Source organism: Rhodoferax sp. SPJ4 (assembly GCF_058216275.1).
The window spans coordinates 115,126-132,189 of record NZ_JBYZMN010000004.1 but is presented as its reverse complement, the minus strand read 5'-3'; the positions used below and the strand labels follow the sequence as shown (position 1 = coordinate 132,189).

Here is a 17,064-nt window from a genome sequence, read left to right as displayed (position 1 = left end):
CGCCGCCACACGCCCACCATGGCTGACGCTACCCCCCGTCCCAACCGCCTGGCGCGCCAGCTGGCCCGGCTGGACAAGCTGCCCGCGCCGCTGCGCCGGCGCTTGCGAAACCTGGCCTTGCGCCGCGCCGTGCCCTTCACCGGCACGGCCGGTCTGGACTTTGTGGTGATGACCCCGGAGAAGGTGGAGATTGCCATCGCCAACCGGCGCAGCGTGCAAAACCACATCCAGGGCGTGCACGCCGCGGCCATGACGCTGCTGGCGGAAACCGCCACCGGCATGGTGGTGGGCATGAACGTGCGCGACGACTGCCTGCCGCTGGCCAAGGCGCTCAGCGTGCAGTTCAAGCGCCGCACCCAGGGCGACATGCGGGCGGTGGCGCATTTGAGCGCGCCGCAGCGCGCGCTGATGCGGTCGCAGGACAAGGGCGAGGTGGTGGTCCCGGTGACCGTGACCGACGCCTCGGGCGAACAGCCCATCGTGTGTGAATTCATCTGGGCCTGGGTGCCGTCGACCAAGTCGGCCGCGCCCCAGCCCACCCGCGTCCCGGCCTGAGCCCGGCGCCTTTCCAGAATCCCAAAGGAGTGACCCCATGAAACAAGTGCAAGACGCCTACATCGTTGCCGCCACGCGCACGCCCATCGGCCGCTCGCACCGCGGTTCCTTCCGCAACGTGCGGCCCGACGACCTGTTGGTGCGCGCGCTGCAATCGGCGCTGACCCAGGTGCCCACGCTGGACCCCAAGGCGATCGAAGACATCGTTTGCGGCTGCGCCATTCCTGAAGGCCCGCAGGGCCTGAACATCGCCCGCATCGGCGCGGTGCTGGCCGGCCTGCCCACCAGCGTGGGTGGCATCACCGTCAACCGCTTCTGCGCCTCCGGCGTGTCGGCAGTGCAGATGGCGGCCGACCGCATCCGCGTCGGCGAGGCCGACGTGATGGTTGCCGCCGGCGTGGAAAGCATGAGCCTGGTGCCCATGAGCGGCAACTCGCCCTCGCTGTCGCCCGCCATGTTCGGCAACGACGAGAACATCGGCATCGCCTACGGCATGGGCCTGACCGCCGAGAAGGTGGCCAACCAGTGGAAGGTGAGCCGCGAAGCGCAGGACGAGTTCGCCTACCGCTCGCACATGAAGGCGATTGCGGCGATGAAGGACGGCGAGTTCACCGACGAGATCACGCCGTTTGAAGTGACCGAGCGCACACCCAACCTGGACACCGGCGAAGTCACCACCACCACCCGCACCGTCAGCCTGGACGAGGGCGCCCGGCCCGACACCACGGTCGAAGGCCTGGCCAAGCTGCGTGCGGTGTTTGCGGCCCGCGGCTCGGTCACCGCCGGCAACAGCTCGCAAACCTCGGACGGCGCCGGCGCACTGATCCTGGCCAGCGGCGACGCGGTCAAGCGTTTCGGCCTGACGCCACTGGCCCGCTTCGTCAGCTATGCCTCCAAGGGCGTGCCGCCCCACATCATGGGCATCGGCCCCATCGAGGCGATTCCCGCCGCGCTGCGCTACGCCGGCCTGCAGCAGGACGACATCGACTGGTTCGAGCTGAACGAGGCCTTTGCCGCGCAGTCGATTGCCGTCATCAACTCGCTGGGTCTGGACCCGAGCAAGGTCAACCCCATGGGCGGCGCGATCGCGCTGGGCCATCCGCTGGGCGCCACCGGTGCCATTCGTGCGGCCACCGTGGTGCATGCGCTGCGCCGGCACAACAAGAAATACGGCATGGTGACGATGTGTGTGGGCATGGGCCAAGGCGCCGCCGGCATCTTCGAACGCGTCTGATCCGCTGCTGCGCGGGCGATCTGCGGCGTTGCGGGGCCCGTCGGGACATCCTCACGACCCTCAAGGTCGCTCCGGTGCCCCGCCACCCGCGCCTTGCATCTCATCCCGCTCGCGACGCGGCTGGAGGCTGCGGACAGCGTGGGTGGGAAAGTCACCGGGGCGGCAGTGTGAATCTGCAAAAACCGGCACACTGCGCAGCATGACTGTGCATGTGTTTGACCAAGCGCTGGCCCTCGCGGCGCAAGCGGGGGGTGACTTTGTGGGCACCCCCAGCCCGGCCTACTGGAACATGGTGGGCCCTTATGGCGGCATCACCGCCGCCATGCTGCTCAATGCGGTGCTGTTGCACCCGCAGCGGCTGGGCGATCCCTTGTCACTGACCATCAACTACGCCAGCGCGGTGGGCGCCGGCCCGGTGCGTGTGGTGGCGCGGCCGGTGCGCACCAACCGTTCCACCCAGCACTGGGTGCTGGAACTCTGGCAGGCCGGCAGCGAGGGCACGGAAGAAATGGTGTCCACCGGCACCGCGATGACCTCGGTGCGCCGCAGCACCTGGAGCCTGGACGAGTTGCCCATGCCACCGGTGCCACGGCCCGAGGCGGTGGCACCCATCCCGATGTTTGCCGAGGTGCAGTGGATCCACCGCTACGAGATGCGGCCGGTGGCCGGCCCCATCCCCACGGTCTGGGACGGTGGCGGCACGGACAGCGTCACCCGGCTGTGGGTGCGCGACGCCGCGCCGCGGCCGCTGGACTTTCTGTCGCTGACCGCGATGTCCGATGTCTTCTATCCCCGCATCTGGTTGCGTCGCGCGCGGCGGGTCCCGGTGGGCACGGTCACGTTGACCATTTACTTCCATGCCGACGCGGCGCAACTGGCGGCCACCGGCACCGGTTTTCTGCTGGCCCAGGCCCAGGCACAAGGGTTCCGCAACGGCTTTTACGACCAGGCGGCGCAGCTCTGGAACGAGGCAGGCGAGTTGCTGGTCACGACGCACCAGCTCGCTTACTACAAGGAATAGACATGACCCCCACGCTCCGCACTGACGTGTCGTTGCTGCCCCCCGAGGGGGTGCATTTCGCCTTGGGGCGGCCCGGCGGCGAAACACCATGACCCATGGCGTAGCCCTCATTGTGGGCGCCGGTGACGCCACCGGCGGCGCCATCGCCCGGCGTTTCGCCCGCGGTGGCCTCACGGTGTGTGCGGTGCGGCGCGACGCCGACAAATTGCAGCCGCTGCTGGAGCAGATCCGGGCCGACGGCGGCACCGCCCACGGCTTTGGCTCCGACGCCCGCAAGGAAGACGCGGTGGTGGCACTGGTGGCGCAGATCGAGGCCGACATCGGCCCCATCGAGGCCCTGGTGTTCAACATCGGCGCCAACGTGCGCACCCCGGTGATGGAAGAAACCGCGCGGCGCTATTTCAAGATCTGGGAGATGGCGGCCTTTGGCGGTTTTCTCTACGGCCGCGAGGTGGCCAAACGCATGGTGGCGCGCGAACGCGGCACCATTCTCTTCACCGGCGCCACCGCGTCCACCCGCGGTGCGGCCGGCTTTGCCGCCTTCTCCGGTGCCAAGATGGCCTTGCGCGCCTTGGCGCAAAGCATGGCGCGCGAGCTGGGGCCACAAGGCATCCATGTGGCCCACACCCTGATCGACGGCGCCATCGACACCGAGTTCATCCGCACCCTGTTCCCGGCCACCTACGCGCTGAAAGACAAGGACGGCATCCTCAATCCCGACCACATCGCCGAGAATTACTGGATGCTGCACCAACAGCCGCGCGACGCCTGGACCCACGAGATGGACCTGCGGCCGTGGATGGAAACCTTTTGACGCTGCCGCCCCACAACACTGGAGACCCCATGGCCAAGACCCTCGAGTTCTACTTCGATTTCGGCAGCCCCGCGGCCTACCTGGCCCACACCCAGTTGCCCAAGCTCAGTGCGGAGACTGGCGCCACCGTGGTCTACAAACCCATGCTGCTGGGCGGTGTGTTCCAGGCCACCGGCAACCGGCCGCCGATCGCGGTGCTGCCCAAAGGCACCTATGTGTTCACCGACTTCGGCCGCTTTGCCCGCCGCTACGGCGTGCCGCTGGTGCTGAACAGCAACTTCCCCATCATCACCACCACGTTGATGCGCATCGCCATCGCCCTGCAGCTGCGCGCTGACCCGCGCTTCGCCGAGTACATGGACACCATCTACCGGGCGATCTGGGTCGACAACCACAACCTCAACGACCCGGCGGTGGTGGCCGAGGTGCTGACCCGGGCCGGCTTTGACGCCGCCGCACTGCTGGCCTTGTCGCAGGAGCAGGAAGTGAAAGACGCGCTGAAAGCCGCCACCGAGGCCGCCGTGGCCCGGGGCGTGTTTGGCGCGCCCACCAGCTTTGTCGGCGACCAGATGTTCTGGGGCCAGGACCGGCTTGATTTCGTGCGCGAGGCGCTGGCCGCCTGAGCGTTTTCCTCACCCACTTGCAAAGACCCTCCATGAGCGACATCCTGACCCACGTCGAAGCCGGCGTGATGACCCTGACCCTGAGCCGGGTCGACAAGAAGAACTCCATCACCGCCGCCATGTACGCCACCATGGCCCTGGCGGTGCACGAGGCCGGCAGCCGCGACGACGTGCGGGTGCTGGTGATGCAGGGCCACGAAAGCATCTTCTCGGCCGGCAATGACATCGCCGACTTTCTGAACAACCCGCCCGCCACCGAAGACGCGCCGGTGTTCCAGTTCCTGCGTGCCATCAGCGGCATGGCCAAGCCGGTGGTGGCCGCAGTGGCCGGCCCGGCGGTGGGCATTGGCACGACGATGCTGTTCCATTGCGACCTGGTCTATGCCGGCGACAACGCGGCCTTTGCCATGCCCTTCGTCAACCTGGGCCTGTGCCCCGAGGCCGCTTCCAGCCTGCTGGCGCCGGCGCTGCTGGGCTACCACCGCGCAGCCGAGGCGTTGCTGCTGGGCGAGCCCTTCAGCGCCGAAACCGCGCTGGAGTATGGCCTGGTGAACCGCATCGTGCCACCCACCGAGGTCAACGCGCTGGCCCACAAGCAGGCACTGAAGCTGGCTGCCAAGCCGCTCAGCTCGCTGATCGAAACCAAGCGCTTCATGAAGCTGGGCCAGGCCGGCGCGGTGGCCAAACGCATCAGTGACGAAGCCGAGGTGTTCGGCCGCATGCTGCGCGAACCCGCCGCCCGCGAAGCCTTCACCGCCTTCATGGAAAAGCGCAAGCCCGACTTCACCAAAGTGTGAAGGCGGGCAGGCCGTAGGCCCGCCGGCGCAGCCGGTATTGGGCTTTCGCCAAAAGCGCAAGCCCGACTTCCCAAGGTGTGAAGGCGGGCGGGTCGCAGGGAATACCCTGGCGCTGCCGCTGTGCAACCGCCCAACGGGCGGTTCACAATCGGCGCTTCAGCCGCGCTTGCCCCACGGAACCCCTCGTGTCCTCACTGAACGACTTTTTGCGCACCAGCATCTGGGCACGGGCCCTGACGCCGGACGAGGTCGACCAGGTCTGTGCTGAGAGCTGGGAAAAGGCGGTGCCCGCTGGCGCCACGGTGCTGGGCATGGGTGAGGATGGCCTCTTCTGGCCTGGCCTGATCGAGGGCCTGTGCAAGATGTCGGTGTCGACCCCCGACGGGCGTTTGTCCACCTTCACCGGCTCGGCCGCCGGGGCCTGGTTTGGCGAAGGCACCTTGTTGAAACAGGGCCGCTGGCGTTACGACGTGGTGGCCGTGCGCGACACCCTGGTGGCCTGTGTGCCCCGCGCCAGTTTCCAGCGCCTGGTGAACACCAGCCTGCCGTTCAACCAATTCCTGACCTCGCACCTGAACGCCCGGCTGAGCCTGTTCATCAGCCTGGTGGAGTACGACCGCTTGCACTACCCCGATGCCCGCGTGGCGCGGTGTCTGGCCAGCCTGTTCGACCCCGACCTCTACCCCCAGGCTGGGCCGTTTGTGCAGCTGAGTCAAATGGAAATTGGCCTGCTGGCGGCGGTGTCTCGCCAGCGCGCCCATGCCGCTTTGCACGCGCTGGAAAAGGCCGGTCTGCTGCGCATCGAGTTCGGTGGTGTCACGGTGCTGGACCTCGACGGCCTGCGTGGCCACTGGGGCGAGGCCGAGGGCCGGCCCGCGGTGCGCTTGGCCAAGGGGTGAAGGGCATGGACCCGCTCGACCCGCTGCCGAACGACGCCGTGGCCGGTGGTGGCCTGCTGCACCGCCGGGTGTTCATGCGCCGTGGCCTGGTGCTGGCCTCGGCGGTGGCCGGTGCGGCGGCCCATTCACAAGAGCCGCCGCCCTGGACCACCCAGCCTGGGCAGGGCTTTCTGCCCTATGGCCAGCCGGCCCCGCAGGAGCAGGCGGTGGTGCGCCGCATTGGCCTGAACTTCCCCAGTTCCCCCGGCAACGGCGCGGCCTGGACGCCGCTGGAGCGTTTGCAAGGCATGGTCACGCCCACCGGCCTGCACTTTGTGCGCAGCCACAACGGCACACCGGCCATCGACCCCGCCCGCCACCAGCTGGTGATTCATGGCCGGGTGCGCCAGCCGCTGCAGTTCAGCATGGAGGCGCTGCTGCGTTACCCGCTGCGCTCGCAGCTGCTGTTTCTGGAGTGCGCCGGCAACAGCAGCGCGGGCTGGTTCGAGGAGCCGGTGCAGCGCCCGGTGGGCCTGGTGCACGGCCTGGTGTCGTGCAGCGAATGGACCGGCGTGCCGCTGTCGCTGCTGCTGGACGAGGCCGGTGTGTTGCCTGGCAGTGGCTGGCTGGTGGCCACCGGCGCCGACGCCGGTGCCATGCAGATGAGTTTGCCGTTGACCAAGGCCATGGACGACTGCCTGGTGGCGCTGTACCAGAACGGCGAGCGGCTGCGGCCGGAAAACGGCTACCCGGTGCGGCTCATCGTGCCGGGCTGGAAAGGCGTGCTCAGCGTCAAGTGGCTGCGCAGCCTGCAGGTGGCCGATCAGCCGGCGATGGCGCGCAACGAAACCGCCCGCTACACCGAGCTGCTGCCCAACGACCAGGCCCGCCAGTTCAGCTTTGTGATGGACACCAAGTCGGTCATCACCTCGCCGTCGCACGGCCAGCGCTTGCAAGGCCCCAACCTCTACCAGCTGCAAGGCCTGGCCTGGAGCGGCCATGGCCGCATCCGCCGGGTCGAGGTGTCGGCCGACGGCGGCGCCAGCTGGGCCGAGGCCGAGTTGCAAGACCCGGTGCTGCCGCGCTGCCTGACAGGCTTCCGCGCCGCCTGGCGCTGGAACGGCCAGCCCGCGCTGCTGCAAAGCCGGGCCACCGACGAGTGGGGCCAGGTCCAGCCCACCCGCGAAGCCCTGGTGGCGGCGCGTGGCCGGCGCGGCTTTTACCATTACAACGCCATCGTGTTGTGGGAGGTCGATGAGAACGGCGATGTCAGCCACAGCCATGGCTAAGTCGCTCGTCGTGCTGCTGCTGACCGCCGCCCTGGGCACGGCCGGGGCCCAGCCCCGTGGCGGCCAGCCGGTCGATGCCGCCACGCTGGCCGCGTTGGAGCGCACGGTGTTTGCCGATGGCCGCGGCCTGCCGCCCGGCCAGGGCACGGTGGCCGAGGGCCGGGTGTTGTACGCCGCCCGCTGCGCCGCCTGCCATGGCGACAAGGGGGAGGGCGGCCGCGACGGCGGGCCGCTGGTGGGCCGGGCGCCGCTGGCCGGCAACAGCCACCCCACCAAGACCCTGGGCCAGTACTGGCCTTATGCCACCACGCTGTTCGACTACATCCGGCGTGCCATGCCGATGGCCCAGCCGGGCAGCCTGCGCGACGCCGAGGTCTATGCGCTGACAGCCTATTTGCTGGCCGAAAACGGGGTGGTGGGCGCCGACGCGGTGATGGACGCCACCCGCCTGCCGGCGGTTCGCATGCCCAACCGCGACGGCTTTGTGAGCACCCCGCTGCCGCCGCGCCGCTGAGCTTTCACGCGCAGGCCGGGGGAGTTTGGCCGGCAAGGGTATTTTTACCAAGCAAATGCTTGCTAAAAATAATCGGGTTTGGTATGGTTTCGCCCATGCACATTCCCGATGCGTTGCCGGCCCTGATGGACGGCGCCCCCGCCGACCTGACCGAGCCCGCCGCCACCCCTGAAAAACGCCCCCGCGGCCGGCCGCGCAAAACCCTGGACGAGCGCGACGACGGCAACCGCCGCCAGCACCTGATCAGCTCGGCCGCCAAGCTGTTTCGCCGCAAGGGCTTTGACGCCACCTCCACCCGCGACATCGCCGCCGCGGTGGGCATGGGCAGCGGCTCGCCCTTCTACCACTTCAAGAGCAAGGGCGAGCTGTTGTTCGCCGTCATGGAGTCGGGCATGGCCTCGGCCATTGCCTCGCAGGCCGAGGTGCTGGGGCGGGCCGCCGCCGATGGGCTGGATGCGCGCGGCCAGCTGGCGCTGCTGGTGCGCCACCATTTCCAGGTGCTGCTGGGGCCGCGCAGCGACTTCATCCCGGTGATGCTGTACGAGAGCCGTTCCATCACGCCGCGCCAGCGTGGCCTGCTGGCCACGCTGCAAAGCGAATACGAGGCGCCCTGGGTGCCGGTGCTGCAGGCCCTGCACGCCAGCGGGCAAATCCGCGCCGATGTGAAGCTGGCTCGGCTGCTGATGTTTGGCGCGCTGAACTGGTCGGCCCAGTGGTACGACCGACGCAAGGGCGCGTCGCTCGACGAGCTGGCCGAGGCCGCGCTGTCCTTGTTCATTCAGGAGAAGCCATGAGCTACCGTTCTGTCTTCAAGCCCGGCCTGCTGGCCGGCCAGGTGGTGGTGGTCACCGGCGGCGGCTCCGGCATTGGCCGCTGCACCGCCCACGAGCTGGCCGCGCTGGGCGCCCATGTGGTGCTGGTGGGCCGCAAGCTCGACAAGCTGCAGCATGTGGCCACCGAGATCGCGGTGGACGGCGCCGCCCATGTGGGCCATGTGAGCTTTCACAGCTGCGACATCCGTGACGAAGAGGCGGTGCGCAACACCGTGGCCGCCATCGTGCTGGCCCATGGCCGCATCGACGGCCTGGTCAACAACGCCGGCGGCCAGTACATCACGCCGCTGGAGAGCATCTCGGCCAAGGGCTGGCAGGCGGTGGTGGACACCAACCTCACCGGCGGCTTTCTGATGGCCCGTGAGTGTTATTTGCAAAGCATGCAGGCGCAGGGCGGGGCCATCGTCAACATCGTGGCCGACATCTGGGGCTCCATGCCTGGCATGGGCCACAGCGGCGCGGCCCGCGCCGGCATGGTCAGCTTCACCGAGACCGCGGCGCTGGAATGGGCCCGCAGCGGCGTGCGGGTGAATGCGGTGGCGCCCGGCTACATCGCCTCCAGCGGCATGGACCATTACCCCCCCGAGGCCGGCGACATGCTGCGCCAGATGCAGGCCACGGTGCCGCTGGGCCGCTTCGGCAACGAGGCCGAAACCTCGGCCGCCATCGTGTTCCTGCTGTCGCCCGCGGCGTCATTCATCTCCGGCTCGGTGCTGCGGGTCGACGGCGCCCGGCCCCAGGTGCGCATGGGCTGGGGCCAGGGTGTGCCGTCCGCCGAGGTGCAGGCGCGCCCGGCGGTGAAGCCCTTCGACGGTTTCCACCGCGCGCAAACCCCCCAGGTGCTGCAGCGATGACGGTGTTTCGTTCGGCCTGGAACGCCCAGGGCGAGGCCGCCCAGCAGCGCCGCGCCGCCATGCTGGCCCGCATCGCGCAGTGGCGGGCGCTGGAGCAGCGGGCCGTGGCCGCCTCGGAAAAGTCCCGCCCCACCTTCGAGAAACGCGGCCAGCTGCTGCCACGCGAACGCATCGCCTTGCTGGTGGACGCGGGCGCGCCATGGCTGCCGCTGTGCAGCCTGGCCGGTTACGGCCAGGACAACCGCGACAAGGAACGTTCAGTGCCTGGCGGCGGGGTGGTGGCCGGCATCGGTTGGGTCAGCGGCGTGCGCTGCATGGTGGTGGCCAGCGACTCCGGCATCGAGGCCGGTGCCATCCAGCCCATGGGCCTGGACAAGATTTTGCGGGTGCAGGAGATCGCGCTGCAGCAGCGCCTGCCGTTTGTGCACCTGGTGGAGAGCGCCGGCGCCAACCTGATGCGTTACCGGGTGGAGGGCTTTGTGCATGGTGGCGCGCTGTTCCGTAACCTGGCCCGGCTGTCGGCCGCCGGCCTGCCCGTCATCACCGTGCAGCACGGCTCGGGCACCGCCGGTGGCGCCTACATGCCGGGGCTGTCCGACGTGGTCATCATGGTGCGGGGCCGCTCGCGCGCCTTTCTGGCCGGCCCGCCTTTGCTGATGGCCGCCACCGGCGAGCGGGCCACCGAAGAAGAGCTGGGCGGGGCCGAGATGCATAGCACCGTCTCTGGCCTGGGCGAGCACCTGGCCGAGGACGACCGCCACGCGCTGGGCCTGGCCCGCGAGGTGGTGGCGCGCAGCGCGGCAGCCACCGCGCTGCGGGCGGCCGCGCCGGCGCCGCTGTACCCGGCCGACGAGTTGCTGGGCCTGATGTCCGACGACCTGCGCCAGCCGGTGGACATGCGCGAGGTCATGGCCCGCATCGCCGACGGCTCCGAGCTGCTGGAATTCAAGCCGCTGTACGGCGCGGCCACGCTGTGTGTGCAGGCCCGCATCGGCGGCCATGCGGTGGGCCTGGTCAGCAACAACGGGCCCATCGACGTGGCCGGCGCCAACAAGGCCACCCATTTCATCCAGCGCAGCTGCCAGCTGGGCCAGCCGCTGGTCTATTTGCAGAACACCACCGGCTACATGGTGGGCCGCGACAGCGAGCAGGCCGGCATGATCAAGCACGGCAGCAAGATGATCCAGGCCGTCACCAACGCCAGCGTGCCCCAGCTCACCGTGCAATGCGGCGCCTCGTTCGGCGCCGGCAACTACGGCATGTGTGGCCGGGCCTACGCGCCGCGCTTTTTGTTCAGCTGGCCCAGCGCCAAAACCGCGGTGATGGGCGGCGAGCAGGCCGCCCGCACCATGCAAATCGTCACCGAGGCCGGCCTGGCCCGCAAAGGCCTGACGCCCGACCCGGTGCAGGCCCAGGCCCAGTTCGAGCAGATCGTGGCCATGTTCGAGGCCCAGGCCGACGCCTTCACCACCTCGGGCCTGCTGCTCGACGACGGCGTGATCGACCCGCGCGACACCCGGGCGGTGCTGACGCAATGCCTGGACCTCTGTGCCGATGCCGCCGGCCGCGCGCTGCAGCCGCTGTCGTTCGGCGTGGCGCGGATGTGAGCCACGGAGCCGCCCCGCCATGGCCGAGCCGCTGACCCATTTGCTCAACCCCACGGTGCCGCCGCGGCTGGCCGCCATGCTGCACGGCGCCTGGCCGGCCTTTGATCGCGCGGCCTTTCTGGCCGACGTGGCACCCGGCTACGAGGCCCTGGCGTTGATGCCACGTGGCCAGCGCATGGCCCAGGCCTTGCACCGCCATTTGCCGCCGGCCTACCCGGAGGCGCTGGCCATCCTGCTGGCCGCCATGGGCCCTCCCATGGGGCTGGATGCCGCCGGCGAGCCGGTGGCCAGCGGCAGCGGCCACAGTGCCTTTCTGTACCTGCCGCACAGCCTGTTCATTGCCCAGCATGGGCTGGGCCATTTCGAGTTGTCGATAGCCGCGCAACACGCGCTGACCCAGCGCTTCACCGCCGAGTTCTGCATCCGCCCCTACCTGGAACACCACCCCGACGCCACACTGGCCCGGCTGATGGCCTGGACCAGCGACCCCAGCGCCCATGTGCGCCGGCTGGCCAGCGAAGGCGCCCGGCCGCGCCTGCCCTGGGCGCCCCGGCTGCGCGCCTTTGTGCGCGACCCGGCGCCCTTGCTGCCGCTGCTCGACCGGCTGAAAGACGACCCCTCGTCCTATGTGCGGCGCTCGGTGGCCAACCACCTCAACGACATCGGCAAGGACCACCCGGAACTGCTCACCACGGTGGCGCGCCGCTGGTTGCTGGACGCGCCGGTAGCACGTCAGCGCCTGGTGCGCCACGCGCTGCGTTTTGCCGTCAAGCGCGGCGACGCCGACGCGCTGGCCGTTCTGGGCCTGGCCCACGCGGTGGACCTGAGCGTTCAGCAGGTGCGCATCGCGCCAGCGCAAGCCCGCATCGGCGGCGCGGTGGCCATCGACCTGGCCCTGCACAACCCCGGCCCGAAGGCCCAGCGGGTGCTGGCCGACCTGCGGGTGCATTACGCCAAGGCGGACGGCAGCCACCGCGCCAAGGTGTTCAAGCTCAAGACGCTGGACCTGCCCGCCGGCGCCACCCAGCCTTTGCACAAACGCCTGTCGCTGCAGCAGATGAGCACAAGGCGCCACCACCCCGGCCTGCACCGCGTCGAGCTGGTGCTGAACGGCCGGGCCCAGGCCCTGGGCGAGTTCGAGCTGTTGGCCGAGGCCTGAACCCGTCCGTCCCTTTTTTCACGAAGACCCACCATGCACTTCACCCACGAACACCTCGAAATCCAGCGCACGCTGAAGCGCTTCATCGACGACCAGATCAACCCCCATGTGGACGAATGGGAGGCCGCCGAAATCTTCCCGGCCCACCAGGTATTCAAGCGCCTGGGCCAGCTGGGCCTGCTGGGGCTGACCAAGCCCGAGGTCCATGGCGGCGCCGGCCTGGACTACTCCTACGGCCTGGCCATGGCCGAGGCGCTGGGCCACATCCATTGCGGCGGTGTGCCCATGGCGATTGGCGTGCAGACCGACATGTGCACGCCGGCGCTGGCGCGTTTTGGCAGCGAGGAACTGAAGCGCGAGTTCCTGGCCCCGGCGATTGCCGGCGACACCGTGGGCTGCATCGGCGTCAGCGAGCCGGGCGCGGGCAGCGACGTGTCGGGCATCAAGAGCTTTGCCCGCAAGGACGGCGACGACTACGTCATCAGCGGCCAGAAGATGTGGATCACCAACAGCCTGCAGGCCGACTGGATGTGCATGCTGGTCAACACCGGCGAGGGGCCGGTGCACAAAAACAAAAGCCTGGTCATCGTGCCCCTGCGCGAGAACGGCAAGCTCTTGCCCGGCATCGAGGTGGCGCAGAAGATCCGCAAGATCGGCATGCACGCCAGCGACACCGGGCTGATCTATTTCGACAACGTGCGGGTGCCGCAGCGCCACCGCATCGGTGCCGAGGGCGCGGGCTTTGTCTACCAGATGCAGCAGTTCCAGGAAGAGCGGCTGTGGTGCGCCGCCAGCTGTTTGCAGTCTTTGAACAACTGCATCGAATGGACCATCGAGTGGGCGCAGCAGCGCCAGCTGTTCGGCGCTTCGCTGGCCGACCAGCAATGGGTGCAGTTCAAGCTGGCCGAGGCCAAAACCGAGGTGGAGAGCCTGCGCGCGCTGACCTACCGCGCCTGCGATCTGTACGTGCAAGGCCAGGACGTGACCGAGCTGGCCTCCATGGCCAAGCTCAAGGCCGGCCGGCTCAACCGCATCGTGCCCGACACCTGCTTGCAGTTCTGGGGTGGCATGGGCTTCACGCTGGAGAACAAGGTCTCGCGGCTGTACCGCGACGGCCGGCTGGCGTCGATTGGCGGCGGCGCCGACGAGGTGATGCTGCAAATCCTGTCCAAGATCATGGGCATCGCCAAACGCCCTGCGCCGCAATGAAGCGGCTGCTGGTTGCGAACCGGGGTGAGATCGCGCGGCGGGTGATCCGCACCGCGCAGGCCATGGGCATTGCCACCGTGGCCGTGTATTCCGACCCCGATGCCCAGGCCCTGCATGTGGGCGAAGCCACTACAGCGGTGGCGCTGGGGGGCGAGGCCTCGGCCGACAGCTATTTGCGCATCGACAAACTGATCGCCGCCGCGCAGGCCAGCGGTGCCGACGCGGTGCATCCGGGCTACGGTTTTTTGAGCGAGAACGCCGACTTTGCGCAGGCCGTGCTGGACGCCGGCCTGGTCTGGGTCGGCCCGCCGCCCGCCGCCATCCGCGCGCTGGGCAGCAAGGCCAGCGCCAAGCAACTGGCCCTGGCCCATGGTGTGCCGGTGCTGCCCGGCTACCAGGGCGATGACCAGCGCGACGAACGTTTTGCGCAAGAGGCCCAGCGCATCGGTTGCCCGGTGATGGTCAAGGCCACAGCCGGCGGTGGTGGGCGTGGCATGCGGCTGGTGAACGACCCGGCGCAGCTCGTTGCGGCGCTGGCCAGCGCGCGCAGCGAGGCCCTGAGCAGCTTTGGCAGCGCCGAGCTGCTGATCGAGCGGGCCTTGCTGGCGCCCCGCCATGTGGAGGTGCAGGTGTTTGCCGACGCGCTGGGCCACTGCATCCACCTGGGCGAGCGCGACTGCTCGGTGCAGCGCCGCCACCAGAAGATCATCGAGGAATCGCCCAGTCCGGCGGTGGGCCCGGCGCTGCGTGAACAGATGGGCCGCTGCGCGGTGGCGCTGGCCCAGGCGGCCGGGTATGTGGGCGCGGGCACGGTGGAGTTTCTGCTCGATGGGGGGGCGTCGAGCGTCGCCGGGCCGCCCCAAGACGCGAGGCCCCCCTCGGGGGGCAGCGAACCACACGCAGTGGGGAGCGTGGGGGCCTTCTACCTGATGGAGATGAACACGCGGCTGCAGGTGGAGCATCCGGTGACGGAGTTGGTCACAGGGCTCGACTTGGTCGAGTGGCAACTGCGCGTGGCCCGTGGCGAACCGCTGCCGCTCACCCAAGATCAAGTGCAGTTCCAGGGCCATGCGGTCGAGGTGCGGCTGTGCGCCGAAGACGCACACTTCATGCCCCACACCGGCACCGTGCAACGCTTCGTGCCACCCACCGGTGTGCGCTTTGACCATGCGCTGGCCGACGGCCAGATCGTGTCGCCGCATTACGACGCCATGCTGGGCAAGCTCATTGCCCACGGCCCCGACCGCCATGCGGCGCTGGACCGGTTGCACGCTGCGCTGGCCCAGACCGAGGTGCTGGGCCTGCCCACCAACCGGGCTTTTCTGCAGGCCTGCGTCCAACACCCGGTGTTCCGCGCCGGCCAGGCGCTGATTCCCTTTCTGGCGGAGCAGGGCGATGGCCTGCGCGCCACCCTGGCCCAGGCCGCGTTGGCCCCGCGCCTGGTGGCCTGTGTGGCGGTGCACCTGGCCCACAGCCCGGCCGGCCATGGTCTGCCTTTGCCCTTTGGCAAACCACTGCGCTTTGACGCAGACGGCGACACGCTGGCACTCACCGTGCTGGAAACCGGGCCCGGCGCGCTGCAGCTCAGCCACCAGGGCCAGACCCACGCCGTGGCATGGCAGGCCAGCGGCCCGCAGCAATGCCGCGTGACGCTGGACGGGGTGGGCCACGCGGTGGCCAGGGTGGCGCTGCCCGACGGCCGCTGGCATGTTCAGGTGGACGGTGCCGAGCTGTGGCTGCAAGACCTGAGCTGGGCGCCACCGGCCGCCGCCGTTGACGCCGGTCAGGGTGCGGAGTTGCGTGCGCCCTTCAACGGCAAATTGATCGCCCTGCCGCAGCCGGCGGGCAGCAGGGTGCGGCGTGGCGACACGCTGGCGGTGGTGGAGTCGATGAAGCTGGAGCATGCCCTGCCCGCGCCCTGCGACGGGGTGGTGGCGGCAGTGGCCGTGGCCCTGGGCCAGCAGCTGGCGCCGGGCCAGCGGCTGCTGACGGTGGAGGTGGCGGCATGACTCACCCCCTGGCCGCCGAGCTGGCAGCACTCACCGACAGCGTGGCCCGCTTCGCCCGCCGCGAGGTGGCCCCCCACGCCACGGCCTGGGACGAGGCCGGCGAGTTCCCGCGTGGCCTGTACCGCCAGGCGGCCGAGCTGGGCCTGCTGGGCCTGGGCTACCCCGAGGCGCTGGGTGGCACGCCGGCGCCCTGGAAGCTGCGCATGGCCATGGCGCAAACCTTTTGCCGGGTGGGCGCCAGCGGCGGCGTGTTTGCCAGCCTGTTCTCGCACAACATCGGCCTGCCGCCGGTGCTCAGCCATGGCAGCCCCGCGCTGCAGGCCGAGGTGGTGCCCCCGGTGCTGCGCGGCGAGCAGATTGCCGCGCTGGCCATCACCGAGCCGGGCGGCGGCTCGGACGTGGCGGCGCTTAAAACCACCGCCCGCCGCGACGGCGGCGACTACGTGGTGAATGGCGACAAAGTTTTCATCACCTCCGGCATGCGGGCCGACTGGCTGACGGTGGCGGTGCGCACCGGTGGGCCGGATGAACGGGGCGCCCGCGGCCTGTCCATGCTGCTGGTGCCGGGCGACGCGGCGGGCCTGTCGCGCAGCCGGCTGCAGAAAATGGGCTGGCTGAGTTCGGACACCGCCCAGCTGCGTTTTGACAATGTCCGCGTGCCGGCGCGTTACCTGCTGGGCGAGGAGGGCGCGGGCTTCAAGATCATCATGGGCAACTTCAATGCCGAGCGCTTGTCGATCGCGGTGGCGGCGCTGGGTTTTGCCCAGGCCTGCCTGGACGAGGCGCTGGACTGGGCCCGCCAGCGCCACACCTTTGGCCAGCCGCTGGTGCAGCACCAGGCCGTGCGCCACAAGCTGATGGACATGCAGATGCGCATCGAGTCCACCCAGGCCTGGGCCGACGCGCTGACCGACCGCGCCGACGCCGGCGACATGGCACCGGCCTGGGTGGCCAGCGTCTGTTTGCTGAAAAACCACGCTACGCAAACCCTGCAGTTCTGTGCCGACCAGGCGGTGCAAATCCTCGGCGGCATGGGCTTCATGCGCGGCACCGTCAGCGAGCGTCTGTACCGCGAGGTCAAGGTGCTGATGATTGGCGGCGGCGCCGAAGACATCATGAAAGACCTGGCGGCCAAGCAGCTGGGCGTGTGACCACAAACATTCCACCATGACCAAGATCCCCGCTTCCCTGATTGAATTCGAGCCCGAGTTCTTCAACCTGGTACGCCATGTGTTTGACGAGCGCATCAGCTTCAACCGTTTCATCGGCCTGCAGCTGCAAAGCCTCACGCCCACCCACACCACCGCCCGCATCGCGATGAAGCCCGACCTGGTGGGCAACTTCGCCCACCAGCGCATGCACGGTGGCGTGACCAGCGCCTGCCTGGACGCCGCTGGCGGCATTGCCGCGCTGGCCTCGGTGTGCGCCCGCCACATGGACGACGCGCCGGCCAAGCGCATGGAGCGCTTTGGCAAGCTGGGCACCATCGACCTGCGGGTGGATTTTTTGCGGCCGGTGGTGGGCGAGATGTTCACCGTCCACGCCGAGGTGCTGCGCAGCGGCTCGCGGGTGGCCACCACCCGCATGGAATTCTTGAACCAAGACGGCACGCTGCTGTCGGCCGCGATGGCGGCCTACATCGTGTCCTGAACCCCTGAAGGAGCTGCC

The 17,064-nt window shown here is 69.3% G+C and carries 17 protein-coding genes; all 17 read left to right on the top strand.

Features of this window, described 5'->3' with window-relative positions:
* Positions 1 to 18: 18 nt before the first annotated feature.
* The 17 genes from AC4BAR_RS13765 (at position 19) to AC4BAR_RS13685 (ending at position 17,046) form a co-directional block, all read left to right on the top strand.
* Entirely contained in the window at positions 19 to 555 is a 537-nt protein-coding gene (locus AC4BAR_RS13765) for a DUF4442 domain-containing protein (protein WP_490628454.1), read from the top strand.
* 37 nt (positions 556 to 592) lie between these two features.
* Positions 593 to 1,789 carry an acetyl-CoA C-acyltransferase gene (locus AC4BAR_RS13760; RefSeq protein ID WP_490628453.1) on the top strand — a complete coding sequence of 399 codons (1,197 nt, stop codon included), beginning with the start codon at positions 593 to 595 and terminating at the stop codon, positions 1,787 to 1,789.
* 199 nt (positions 1,790 to 1,988) lie between these two features.
* On the top strand, positions 1,989 to 2,810 hold the full coding sequence (locus tag AC4BAR_RS13755) for an acyl-CoA thioesterase (RefSeq protein WP_490628452.1): 822 nt from the start codon (positions 1,989 to 1,991) through the stop codon (positions 2,808 to 2,810).
* Between the two features lie 88 nt (positions 2,811 to 2,898).
* Positions 2,899 to 3,624, top strand: a complete 726-nt coding sequence (locus AC4BAR_RS13750) for an SDR family oxidoreductase (RefSeq protein ID WP_490628451.1) — start codon at positions 2,899 to 2,901, stop codon at positions 3,622 to 3,624.
* Positions 3,625 to 3,653: 29 nt separating this feature from the next.
* Positions 3,654 to 4,247: a 2-hydroxychromene-2-carboxylate isomerase gene (locus tag AC4BAR_RS13745; protein WP_490628450.1), complete on the top strand. Its 594-nt coding sequence runs from the start codon at positions 3,654 to 3,656 to the stop codon at positions 4,245 to 4,247.
* 32 nt (positions 4,248 to 4,279) lie between these two features.
* Complete coding sequence (locus AC4BAR_RS13740) at positions 4,280 to 5,044, top strand: enoyl-CoA hydratase (protein WP_490628449.1); 765 nt, start codon at positions 4,280 to 4,282, stop codon at positions 5,042 to 5,044.
* Between the two features lie 185 nt (positions 5,045 to 5,229).
* Positions 5,230 to 5,943: a Crp/Fnr family transcriptional regulator gene (locus tag AC4BAR_RS13735; RefSeq protein WP_490628448.1), complete on the top strand. Its 714-nt coding sequence runs from the start codon at positions 5,230 to 5,232 to the stop codon at positions 5,941 to 5,943.
* 5 nt (positions 5,944 to 5,948) lie between these two features.
* Complete coding sequence (gene soxC, locus AC4BAR_RS13730) at positions 5,949 to 7,211, top strand: sulfite dehydrogenase (protein WP_490628447.1); 1,263 nt, start codon at positions 5,949 to 5,951, stop codon at positions 7,209 to 7,211.
* A complete protein-coding gene (locus AC4BAR_RS13725) occupies positions 7,204 to 7,725 on the top strand; it encodes a c-type cytochrome (protein ID WP_490628446.1) in 522 nt (173 codons plus the stop codon). Before soxC ends, AC4BAR_RS13725 begins: the two co-directional genes overlap by 8 nt.
* Positions 7,726 to 7,820: 95 nt before the next feature.
* Positions 7,821 to 8,519, top strand: coding sequence for a TetR/AcrR family transcriptional regulator (locus tag AC4BAR_RS13720; RefSeq protein WP_490628445.1), 699 nt, complete (start codon positions 7,821 to 7,823; stop codon positions 8,517 to 8,519).
* Entirely contained in the window at positions 8,516 to 9,412 is an 897-nt protein-coding gene (locus tag AC4BAR_RS13715) for an SDR family oxidoreductase (RefSeq protein WP_490628444.1), read from the top strand. The genes AC4BAR_RS13720 and AC4BAR_RS13715 overlap by 4 nt, the downstream gene beginning before the upstream one ends.
* Positions 9,409 to 11,019, top strand: coding sequence for an acyl-CoA carboxylase subunit beta (locus AC4BAR_RS13710; protein ID WP_490628443.1), 1,611 nt, complete (start codon positions 9,409 to 9,411; stop codon positions 11,017 to 11,019). The genes AC4BAR_RS13715 and AC4BAR_RS13710 overlap by 4 nt, the downstream gene beginning before the upstream one ends.
* Positions 11,020 to 11,038: 19 nt before the next feature.
* Positions 11,039 to 12,178 (top strand): DNA alkylation repair protein, encoded by a 1,140-nt coding sequence (locus AC4BAR_RS13705; protein WP_490628442.1) that lies wholly within the window; start codon positions 11,039 to 11,041, stop codon positions 12,176 to 12,178.
* 33 nt (positions 12,179 to 12,211) lie between these two features.
* Positions 12,212 to 13,387: an acyl-CoA dehydrogenase family protein gene (locus tag AC4BAR_RS13700; protein WP_490628441.1), complete on the top strand. Its 1,176-nt coding sequence runs from the start codon at positions 12,212 to 12,214 to the stop codon at positions 13,385 to 13,387.
* Positions 13,384 to 15,396, top strand: coding sequence for an ATP-binding protein (locus AC4BAR_RS13695; RefSeq protein WP_490628440.1), 2,013 nt, complete (start codon positions 13,384 to 13,386; stop codon positions 15,394 to 15,396). Before AC4BAR_RS13700 ends, AC4BAR_RS13695 begins: the two co-directional genes overlap by 4 nt.
* Complete coding sequence (locus tag AC4BAR_RS13690; RefSeq protein WP_490628439.1) at positions 15,393 to 16,547, top strand: acyl-CoA dehydrogenase family protein; 1,155 nt, start codon at positions 15,393 to 15,395, stop codon at positions 16,545 to 16,547. The genes AC4BAR_RS13695 and AC4BAR_RS13690 overlap by 4 nt, the downstream gene beginning before the upstream one ends.
* Positions 16,548 to 16,563: 16 nt before the next feature.
* Complete coding sequence (locus AC4BAR_RS13685; protein ID WP_490628438.1) at positions 16,564 to 17,046, top strand: thioesterase family protein; 483 nt, start codon at positions 16,564 to 16,566, stop codon at positions 17,044 to 17,046.
* Positions 17,047 to 17,064 lie beyond the last annotated feature (18 nt).

Excerpts from the sequence above, each read along its gene's own strand:
- AC4BAR_RS13750 (WP_490628451.1), top strand. The coding sequence starts at position 2,899 with ATGACCCATGGCGTAGCCCTCATTGTGGGCGCCGGTGACGCCACCGGC.
- AC4BAR_RS13705 (WP_490628442.1), top strand. The coding sequence starts at position 11,039 with ATGGCCGAGCCGCTGACCCATTTGCTCAACCCCACGGTGCCGCCGCGG.
- AC4BAR_RS13740 (WP_490628449.1), top strand. The coding sequence starts at position 4,280 with ATGAGCGACATCCTGACCCACGTCGAAGCCGGCGTGATGACCCTGACC.
- soxC (WP_490628447.1), top strand. The coding sequence starts at position 5,949 with ATGGACCCGCTCGACCCGCTGCCGAACGACGCCGTGGCCGGTGGTGGC.
- AC4BAR_RS13715 (WP_490628444.1), top strand. The coding sequence starts at position 8,516 with ATGAGCTACCGTTCTGTCTTCAAGCCCGGCCTGCTGGCCGGCCAGGTG.
- AC4BAR_RS13710 (WP_490628443.1), top strand. The coding sequence starts at position 9,409 with ATGACGGTGTTTCGTTCGGCCTGGAACGCCCAGGGCGAGGCCGCCCAG.
- AC4BAR_RS13690 (WP_490628439.1), top strand. The coding sequence starts at position 15,393 with ATGACTCACCCCCTGGCCGCCGAGCTGGCAGCACTCACCGACAGCGTG.
- AC4BAR_RS13700 (WP_490628441.1), top strand. The coding sequence starts at position 12,212 with ATGCACTTCACCCACGAACACCTCGAAATCCAGCGCACGCTGAAGCGC.
- AC4BAR_RS13720 (WP_490628445.1), top strand. The coding sequence starts at position 7,821 with ATGCACATTCCCGATGCGTTGCCGGCCCTGATGGACGGCGCCCCCGCC.
- AC4BAR_RS13755 (WP_490628452.1), top strand. The coding sequence starts at position 1,989 with ATGACTGTGCATGTGTTTGACCAAGCGCTGGCCCTCGCGGCGCAAGCG.
- AC4BAR_RS13725 (WP_490628446.1), top strand. The coding sequence starts at position 7,204 with ATGGCTAAGTCGCTCGTCGTGCTGCTGCTGACCGCCGCCCTGGGCACG.
- AC4BAR_RS13765 (WP_490628454.1), top strand. The coding sequence starts at position 19 with ATGGCTGACGCTACCCCCCGTCCCAACCGCCTGGCGCGCCAGCTGGCC.
- AC4BAR_RS13745 (WP_490628450.1), top strand. The coding sequence starts at position 3,654 with ATGGCCAAGACCCTCGAGTTCTACTTCGATTTCGGCAGCCCCGCGGCC.
- AC4BAR_RS13760 (WP_490628453.1), top strand. The coding sequence starts at position 593 with ATGAAACAAGTGCAAGACGCCTACATCGTTGCCGCCACGCGCACGCCC.
- AC4BAR_RS13685 (WP_490628438.1), top strand. The coding sequence starts at position 16,564 with ATGACCAAGATCCCCGCTTCCCTGATTGAATTCGAGCCCGAGTTCTTC.
- AC4BAR_RS13695 (WP_490628440.1), top strand. The coding sequence starts at position 13,384 with ATGAAGCGGCTGCTGGTTGCGAACCGGGGTGAGATCGCGCGGCGGGTG.